The organism is Butyricimonas sp. RTP31003st1_G1_RTP31003_210430 (genome assembly GCF_040920905.1).
Taxonomy (GTDB): domain Bacteria; phylum Bacteroidota; class Bacteroidia; order Bacteroidales; family Marinifilaceae; genus Butyricimonas; species Butyricimonas paravirosa.
In genome coordinates this window covers 77675-86666 of the sequence record NZ_JBCOSQ010000014.1, presented here as the reverse complement: position 1 = coordinate 86666, position 8992 = coordinate 77675, and the positions used below count along the sequence as shown (strand labels likewise).

At 42.7% G+C, this 8992-nt stretch carries 5 protein-coding genes; all 5 read right to left on the bottom strand.

What is annotated here, in order from left to right; all coding sequences use genetic code 11:
* Positions 1-452 precede the first annotated feature (452 nt).
* The 5 genes from AB5542_RS06410 to AB5542_RS06390 are packed head-to-tail and all read right to left on the bottom strand — an operon-like array spanning position 453 to position 8984.
* Positions 453-3524, bottom strand: coding sequence for a DUF4906 domain-containing protein (locus tag AB5542_RS06410; protein WP_279038563.1), 3072 nt, complete (start codon positions 3522-3524; stop codon positions 453-455).
* Between the two features lie 18 nt (positions 3525-3542).
* Positions 3543-4619 carry a hypothetical protein gene (locus AB5542_RS06405; protein WP_279038564.1) on the bottom strand — a complete coding sequence of 359 codons (1077 nt, stop codon included), beginning with the start codon at positions 4617-4619 and terminating at the stop codon, positions 3543-3545.
* Entirely contained in the window at positions 4616-5623 is a 1008-nt protein-coding gene (locus tag AB5542_RS06400) for a FimB/Mfa2 family fimbrial subunit (protein WP_279038565.1), read from the bottom strand. Before AB5542_RS06400 ends, AB5542_RS06405 begins: the two co-directional genes overlap by 4 nt.
* Positions 5624-5631: 8 nt before the next feature.
* Complete coding sequence (locus AB5542_RS06395; protein WP_279038566.1) at positions 5632-7551, bottom strand: Mfa1 family fimbria major subunit; 1920 nt, start codon at positions 7549-7551, stop codon at positions 5632-5634.
* An 11-nt stretch (positions 7552-7562) separates the two neighbouring features.
* A complete protein-coding gene (locus AB5542_RS06390) occupies positions 7563-8984 on the bottom strand; it encodes a DUF3868 domain-containing protein (RefSeq protein ID WP_279038567.1) in 1422 nt (473 codons plus the stop codon).
* Positions 8985-8992: the final 8 nt, after the last annotated feature.

Here is an 8992-nt window from a genome sequence, read left to right as displayed (position 1 = left end):
ATCTGAGGCATCGCCAAACGCCCGGAAATAAATAGACAACGATCCACGCCTAACCAGCGTGAATTCACCGTCTAATCCTATTTCCTTCAATTGGCGATTTTCAGATAAAGATTAGCACTAACTCACAATATTTTAAAAGGCAGGCTCTCCCACCTATTCGTATCATACCTGCAAATATATAAATACTTTTTCATTTTTCAATACTTTTTCTATTTTTAGAATTAACCAAAAACAGACTATATTGCTAAATCTAAAGAGATGGCATGATTACTATTTTTCAACAAGAAATACTATTTTTTCCTCTGTTTCCTCGTTATACCCCAAACAACGGCACATTCTTCCCTAGTTATTACAGCCATAATCGTAAGAAATGTAGCACACTCTCATCAAATAAAAACGACCGCAACTAGTATCCCAACAAGTCACGGTCATGATATATGATTGCAAAAAAATTAATCTTCCACGCAACGGATAAAACAAGCATCACTTTTGCCATCTCCACCACCGTCTTTCGGAAAAACATTAGCATGATCTAACGAGTTAAAATCAAAAGTAAAATAATTTATATCCCAAGCAACTATAGAACCTGGGTTTACTTTATTATTCAACCAATAAATCGCACCTGGTCGCCGGAATAGATCATAGAATAAAGGATTACTTTTAGGACTGGGATAATAATCTATCCTCCCGGAAGCATATCTAAGTACTCCCCTTGCATTAGTATTCGCATTAAAGGGAGTTCCCCCCCACGGCTCATAATCATAGTTTCTTCGGTGTCCATATCCCGATGCTCCTACAGGGAAAAACACATGCTTACCATTACTCTTGTTATACACGAAACATCCTCTCATGCCATAACCACTAACACGTTTTCCATCCGCTCCCACACGATATTCATAAACGTCTTGAATCTTTGTACAAGTTGCATTAGCCTCATCGCCATAAAGTACCCCATACCCCTGTTGGATATTTTTATCATCAAAAAGTGCTTTATAATCCTCGTACTTTGCAATTCTTACTCCATCCCCTAATTTCACCTTCCACGTGGGAGATGTGTTGGAAGTGCCAGCGTTTATTTCTTCCCATCGCAAAGTTTTTTCACTTCCAACTATTGTAAAAAGCTTGTCTTTAGCATTTTTAAAATCTTCTTTTTTAACATTAGTCCACGGGCTTCGGGAATTTTCCTGATTGGATGACGCAATGGGTTGCTCTAAGTTATTGAAGCGAAACAAGGAACCTTCGTCAAGAGGATTCGCAGCCTCTTGCGTCTCGCTAACTAAATTACTGATATGCCATTTTGCTCCATTATCCACAAGTTGCACCGGAGCCTCTCCCCGTGTCACAAAAATCAGGTGTTGGCAAGTGTAATTATGATAGTCCACACGTATCACCGTGTGATAACCTTCCCCCTCATTGGGTCTCTTTGGAAAATTCACCCTAAATTCAATAGGACTTCCTGTCTTCCCAGTTACCTCCTTCTGACCGCCATTGAATGTAATAAAATCATCGCCTTTAAAAGGAAGTCCATCCACCTCTTGGGGAATATACGCCCGCCAAGGACCTTCAGATGGGAAAACTTCAAACTCCTCAGCTTCCTCCTTCGGCAATCTCATTAGTTTGACATCAAAAGATTCGCTATTATCCGCACTCCGATAAATTCCCTTGGGATTAACGACACGTCGCACCTGAAAGATTTTTGCCGTATCTTTCAATGTTTGCACTCCCCTCTCATCATCAAATTTAATTTCTGCAGTAAATTCCACTTCTGCCCGACGTTGATAAGCAACATAAGGATTATTACCAGTATAAGCGGTAGTGGCAATCATCTGTTTCGCCCGGGTGTACATCGGAACCATCACATTGACAGTCTTATTTCCTTCGGTAGGTTTTATACTATAATTACCATCCTTATCATCTATGTAATCTATTTGTCCCTTAGTGACGGAGTACTTTCTTATTCCCCTGTTTTCTTTTTCATAGTAGAGCTTATTACCAAGATCTTTTTCCTTAGTTCCAACATATTCCACACCTGCAGCCTCTGACGCTTGTTTTTCGTCAACTGTCAGCACCTTAGCTGTTGTCTTGCGAAGAGAAAGAAAACCGTTCCAAGGCGCATTATTTTCAGCAGTAGGCGTCACGGCATAATCATAATCATGAGCATAATCAAGCGTCGAGGCTCCCTCCGGAGCCCAATTGTTGAATATAATTCTCGCATCCAAAGATATAAGTTCAGCTCCGGCAGTATTGATTTTTAAAGGGAAATCCATGGTACGATTATAAAGATAGGAAATGTAATAAGGCTGTGGTACTTCGATTCCGGGCACTTCCTCTTCATACTCGATATGCCAATCCACATCATTGGCAAAGTTCTTCAATACTAACGTAAGTTTATAGTGATAATTTCGTTCGGCATTGTAATCAGTTGTAACATTTTTGCCAAGCATGAAACGATACTTAATAGGACCACTACCCACTTTTTCGGAATTAATGGAAACATAATAAGCGTCCACTTCGATATAGGTACCACAAGGCACACCATCTTTAGGGCGATAGGTCGGGGCACCAGGCAAACCGGGATAATCTAGTCCTTCTTTTCCATCTGCATCTTGACGTTTATCAGGCATATCATCTCCCCCTCCCTGCATATTTTCAAAGAAGAACAAAGCATCGGATGTTTCACCATGTTCGCCATACGTGAACTTACCGCTTGATAATCGCGCATCATAGTTTTCGTTAAATGTCGGCTTCTCTCCCTCATAATAACGTATAATTTCCCCTTCAATAAGATCACCCTGCTCCTCTATTTTATTCGTATTGCCCAAAAAACAAGTCTTAGGAATATCTCTAATCTGAACCGATTTAAGGTAAACGAAAACACCTTCATTCAATCCGGAGGCATCATAAGCAACAGTCACCTTCGATGCAGCACGCCGCACCCACGCATGCAACTTCGCTGTATTCTTATTGATTAACACCGATTCTTCCTTGGCAAGTACTTTTTCATCCACTGAAAAATGACCAAACATTTGGCTGTTATTTGCTATCTCCTTGGTGTCCCAATCGAAAGATATTCCTTTCAACCCTTCCCGTGTTTGAATTGACGCTTCGTATTTGGGGTGATCCAAATCCAGATTGGCAACTGCATAAACATAGTACCTCCCCTGAGGAACAACCAATCTAAACGATACACGGGAAGTTTCCGATTCCGCATAGGGTTCTCCCGGTTTAAGATCCTCCCTATTAACCGGAATTGGCTGCAAACCTTCAAATTTTTTCATTTCAACCAAATTCCCATCCTCCGAGTACAACAATACCCACAAATCGTTAATCACTTTTATCGCATCTCCCGCAGTCCTGCTCGCCCCATTCAATGCGGGCACCAACGGTTTGAATTCCACGATAGCAGTCACCGTACTTTTGGCCCCGGGAGTAAAATCATCTTCTTCTCCCAGTGGTTCATCCTCGCAAGCAGTAAAACAAATGAACAACATGCATAAAAGACTATATATTAAATCCCGTTTCATATTTCCAGCTATTTTCTGTTATAACCCGAAACCCGGCTTTAATTCAACTTCCCTATAAGGCTCAACATTAACTTCGAATTCTAACTCTTTATCGGTAAGAGTGATATAAACCACGACATGCGTGTTTCTTGGTAGTTTATCAGGCAAATTATCGAGTTCCCCTTCTAGATAAACTCCGTTCACCGTGATACCCACGGAATACTTCCCTTCTCGTTTTCCCTCCAGTAAATAAATAGGCGACAATTCTGTAAGTATCGGAGTATCCCCTTCTTTCATCGCAGGTAACGTGATCTCTAAATCCTCGTTGTAATCGTATTCCCTGACAAATGAAGGTACATCAAAACTTTTTATCGTTAAATACTCTTTTCCCTCAATATTCTCGCTCTCGTATTTAGCGTTACGCGGCAAATAATATTCTTTATCCGCCATATCTTTAATAGTCAATCCGGTCAATTTTTTCTCGACCGCACTACTGTTTGCTATCCTGAACGTGAATTTCACGGCAGCCCTTGTCACGAAAAGTTTACACTCGCTATCCGTTTTGGGTACATACACTTGATGGCACTCGCTCATGGGCAAAGCCCCCACGAGCTGCCCGGAAGGCACGTCCACCCGAACAACCAGATTGGTAACTTCTTCTGTCGGGAATACTTCCCCGACCTTTATATTATCAAGGAAACGAGCCAAGGTGAGTGCATCATTACTATCTCCTTGACCAACCTTGATTTGCTCATTATCCTCATTCACGAAAAGATAAATCCGTTTCCACTCCCTACTAACCACCTCAAATTTACCCGACACACGATCACTCACCATGGTGGGGGACAAAGGACCTATAAAATCATTTTTCTCGACCACATCATTCTCCCGCACTACGATCACCCGCAATCTTTGCATCTTCTCGTGTTCCCCTTTCGCCCCCGCATCCTCCTCTACACCGCGAGCCATGGATTGTGCCACATCGGACAACGCCACACTGATATTAAGGTTCACCAGAACCTCTTCCCCGGCATCCTCCTTCGCATCCCGGCTACATCCCCCTATCAACAAGGATGCCGTCAACCAAGATATGATAACACAAGCAACCTTTTTCATTCTTGAATCTCATTGACTCTAACAACCCAATCGTTAATCTTTATCTCCGTTCTCAGCCACACGTGGTTAGCATCAAGAAAAAACAACATCGACCATTCGCTCTCCCGATCCAAGAATTCTTGTTTGTCCATATCTCGATGAAACTCACTCCTAAACGCCAACAAATAATTATTCAGCGGGATGTTCACTACCTCCCCGCCATCCGCCTTCCGACGAATCACGAGCTTCGGGCTATTCTTGAGCATCAACCGTGAAGTCGAGAACTCCGCGTACGCCATAATAACCTCCTTGTCATTCCCCATCAATCCTGCCGAAACTTGTCCTCTCGCCCAAGGCGTGTACACGATTTCACCATTGGGGATTAAATCATTATCACAAGCAAATAACGTGTTGTCGTCCGTAATTTCGAAATCAAAATCCTTGTCATCTACCGGATCGCCGTTCATCTGTTGCAACATGATCCGGATATTGTTCGTGTTCTTCATCATCTCCACCACCCCCTCTTGATACAAGTCCGCCGTGGTGAGCGTAAGCTGCCCCCAATACATATCGTGCAATTTTTTCCGGTCGGGATTCGTCAAACAATCCTCATCCATCCTTGCCCGTGCATTGCGATACTCGCTTCCCCCTGTCGGTGTCTGCATGGAAAAAGAACTTTTCTCGCAGGCCATTCCCCCGTAAGCCACGAAGCGATAATTCCCCGGCTCCAGGTCCAACGTCATCCGGTAACTTTCGTCCCGCAATTCCGGTCCCGTCACCACGCGGGTATCCACGTAATTTCCTTTCTCGTCGTATATATAAAGCGTCAAGCAATCCACCTTTTTGGGGAAAGCATTGGCAAACTCCATGTTGTAATCGTAGATAAAACGAAGCGATACTCCGTGTGCGCATGGGTCAAGATCTTCATATATATTCTCGCACGAAGAGAAAGCAAAGCTCATCGATGCAACACAGAGTGCCGCACCGATGATTCTTGAAACTATATTTCGTTTTCTACTTTGCATGTTAATTTTTAAAATTCGATATTATTTATACGAACTGTCCAAGGCAATACTTCCACGGAAAGCGTCAAGTAAACATCACCACTTTCATCCGGATCATCCGGATTTATTGGGTCCGGATCGTTATCCGAGATACGCGGGTGACCGAGTTTGTTTATTCCCGTAACTGCTAACTTGTAAACATTATTACGTACCACGGCAAACTCCATCGGCCCCATTTGTCCGAGTTCTCCATTATCGTTATGCCGGTTCCAATAGAAATAATAACAATAATACCCGGGAACACTACCCTCTTCACTACTAGACTGGTAAATGGTAAACAAGGATTTTACCGCAGCCTTTCTGAAGCTATCCCAATACGCATTATTATTTATGTTATTTTCATGCCATTGATTCCATAAATAATCAGGACTCTCAGGATCATTACTATATACTGCCGCTTTCTTTACGTCACCATCTTCCTCTACACAAATATCTTCCGCATTTGTAGGTGCTCCAAATACAGCCTTATAAAATTCTCTGCTAGCCCCAGATTCTAATGCTGCGGCACGTACTTCTTTCCAAGTCACATAAATATTCGTCAAATACGTGTAAAGTATTTTATCTTTCTTAGGATCTCCCGTAATATTTTTAGAATCAAGAGCCTGTACCAAAGAAGATTCTGGATCTGCACCTTCGGGTGCCATCATTTTACCTTTAAAAACAATTCCGGTAGAAAACCCTTGTTTTTGCTGTGGTATCCCGGGTATGGTATTTTCCGTTACATAACGCCAAATCTTATATTCTTTTTTATTATAATTATCTTCTGTACCCTTCAATACATCAGCAATATCATAAGTATCCCATTGTCCGCGTGCCGCCACATCTATTTTCCACACACCATCAGTCACATTTCCAAGAGGATACATGAAATGCTCCTCATAAGTATTTACATCAACATCCGTCACTTTTTTATAATCGTAATCTGTGTCTACCACGTAGTTCTCTGCAGTTTCTACTCCACAAATATTCCAACCTTCCTTCTCTCCATTTTCAGAGACACGGCGCAAGTAATAGAATTCCTTACTCATGTTCACCAATGCCATCTTTTGCAATTGAATTTGCATGATGGTTTGATCATTTCTTTTGACAACATTATAAGTATTATCCCCGACTTCACTTGCATCTTTAAAATCAAAACGAGCAACGGAACGTTCCACTTTTATAGCCCCAGCGTTATTAACTTCCTTATCGGTACCATTACCGTTATTCCCGGACAAATCGAACGCTTTACTCTCGGATGTGTAATCATTCCAATAATCCAATTTTTTAGGTAATTTCTTTTTCGCAATTACGGCATTAGACATCAAAAAACTTTTTTCTTTCCAAATCTCTTCCGAAACATTGGCGATCGCATTCACCCAATCTGTTGCCCCCTGTGTTGCTGCAGTAATTACAGTTTTCAAGTCCTGCGTGGGATTACAGAATACATAAACGTGAATTTCATCGTTTTTCAAATTCCCGTTGGGATCTACATTATCCTTAGAATAATAATCACCCAATATCGATTTACTGATTTTTTTAGTCGTGTTGAAAGATGACTCCGTCAATACTTTTATGGCGTTATTCGTTTCCTCCACGATACTATGAGCGATAAATTTGTCATCTGTTGTTGCCAACACGAGCAAAACTTCTCCCACGTTATTCTCGTAGTCCTTCCCCTCTTCAGTTCCACCCGTACTGGTTCCATAATCTCCATTTTCCGGTGTGTCCGTTTCACTACGAGCAATCCCTCCCCCGGCAGGGAGCTGTACCGATACATTCATGTAAACGGCATCTTTAGATCCATTCAGTTCTCCGTTTGGATCATCACCTGTAAGGGTGTCATTGCTACACCCGGCGAACAGACCCATCACGAGAATGCTCGCGAAATAATTCCACATTCTTTTCATTTTTTTACTTTTTATTTAAATTGGTCATTTTTTACTTCTTCTATTTGGTGCAGGGCATCTTCAGCTTCGGCTATACCACCTCGGGCAGCCTCAGCGAAAAACCTCATTGCCGAGTCGTAATCCCCCGAAAGAGCAGCATAAACCCCTCTAGCATAAACCGCTTCTCCGCAATCGCCTGCCTTATCCAAGTAACGAGCAGCTCCCTTCAAGTCACCCTTTACCATGGCAGCATTAGCAGCATTCAGGTTAGCAACCTCGTCTCCCGGAAACATTCGTACCGCAATTTCGAAAGCTTCGTTGTACTCGTCGCTACCCGGTTCCAGATCCTGCACCGCAATATACAACTCGCGTAAGCTGAGTTTCTGCGGCTGTGTTTTCATGATTCTTCTGATTTCTGCAACATCCGTGTAAGTACGCACCACGTATTGCACCACATAATCCGAATGCCTGAGACCGGGGTACACGTTTTGCAAAAGGAAACGGTAATCTTCCGGGTAAGTCGATTTTATAGCCTTTTCTTTGGCATCCGGTTCCATGTCCGAACGGATAAGTGCCAGTATCGCATCCCGGTTTTTCAAATTTGTACTATCCACGTACGCTTCCAACCCGGACCAATCTTCTGGTTCATAGGATGTCAAGATTACGCTATCCGGGAAATGGTACAACTCCCGCACATACGTTTTCAACGTTGCCGTTCTCCCCTTAGCAAGACGGGTATTGTTAGCGTAAGTACCCTCTGGAGAAGCGTACCCCTTGATACTTAACGAGGTTATACGAACATCCGGATCATTCCGCACCACGTCTATCGTCTGCCTGATCTTTCGTAATTCCACCGGGTTATTCCGGTAATCTTCGTGAATTTCCGTACGATTCACAGGAAAATCAATGTAAGCAGATCCTTTCACCTCACGCACCTTCACGGGTTCAACATCAGGAGGCAAATAAACAAACACGGGCGTGTAAACTTTCGGCTCAAACCGAAATAGTGTCACACGGTGATCATCTCCCATCTCTTCACCTCGACACCCGCACGAACTTTCGTCCATCACAAGCACTGACGTCGACATCCAGTTTTCAAAAGGAATCACCGCACGGTAATTAATCGTCTCCGTCTTACCCACACGCTCTAAAATACTACCATCCGTAACAGGGGTGTTACGCAAATGATAATAATACCGGTTTCTCCCTGCAATAATCATAAACGGAAGTTGAATACTATCTTGCCCCCCTCTTAACACCGGAATAAGGAGCAATTCTCGATTACTGGCAACATCCAAAGCAGACACATCCACGGTCATCGAAACAAACAAGGAATTCTCCCCACGTACCACATCAATATTCCTTACCTCTCCCCGACCATCAGCAAATTTTTGTCCATATATACTTGCCACGCATGATAATAGCAACAAGCTTAAACACCATATCTTTCTCATAATCGTTC

What these genes read in the sequence shown, in the direction of transcription:
- AB5542_RS06410 (WP_279038563.1), bottom strand. Translation starts at nt 3,524, where the DNA reads ATGAAACGGGATTTAATATATAGTCTTTTATGCATGTTGTTCATTTGT.
- AB5542_RS06405 (WP_279038564.1), bottom strand. Translation starts at nt 4,619, where the DNA reads ATGAAAAAGGTTGCTTGTGTTATCATATCTTGGTTGACGGCATCCTTG.
- AB5542_RS06400 (WP_279038565.1), bottom strand. Translation starts at nt 5,623, where the DNA reads ATGCAAAGTAGAAAACGAAATATAGTTTCAAGAATCATCGGTGCGGCA.
- AB5542_RS06395 (WP_279038566.1), bottom strand. Translation starts at nt 7,551, where the DNA reads ATGAAAAGAATGTGGAATTATTTCGCGAGCATTCTCGTGATGGGTCTG.
- AB5542_RS06390 (WP_279038567.1), bottom strand. Translation starts at nt 8,984, where the DNA reads ATGAGAAAGATATGGTGTTTAAGCTTGTTGCTATTATCATGCGTGGCA.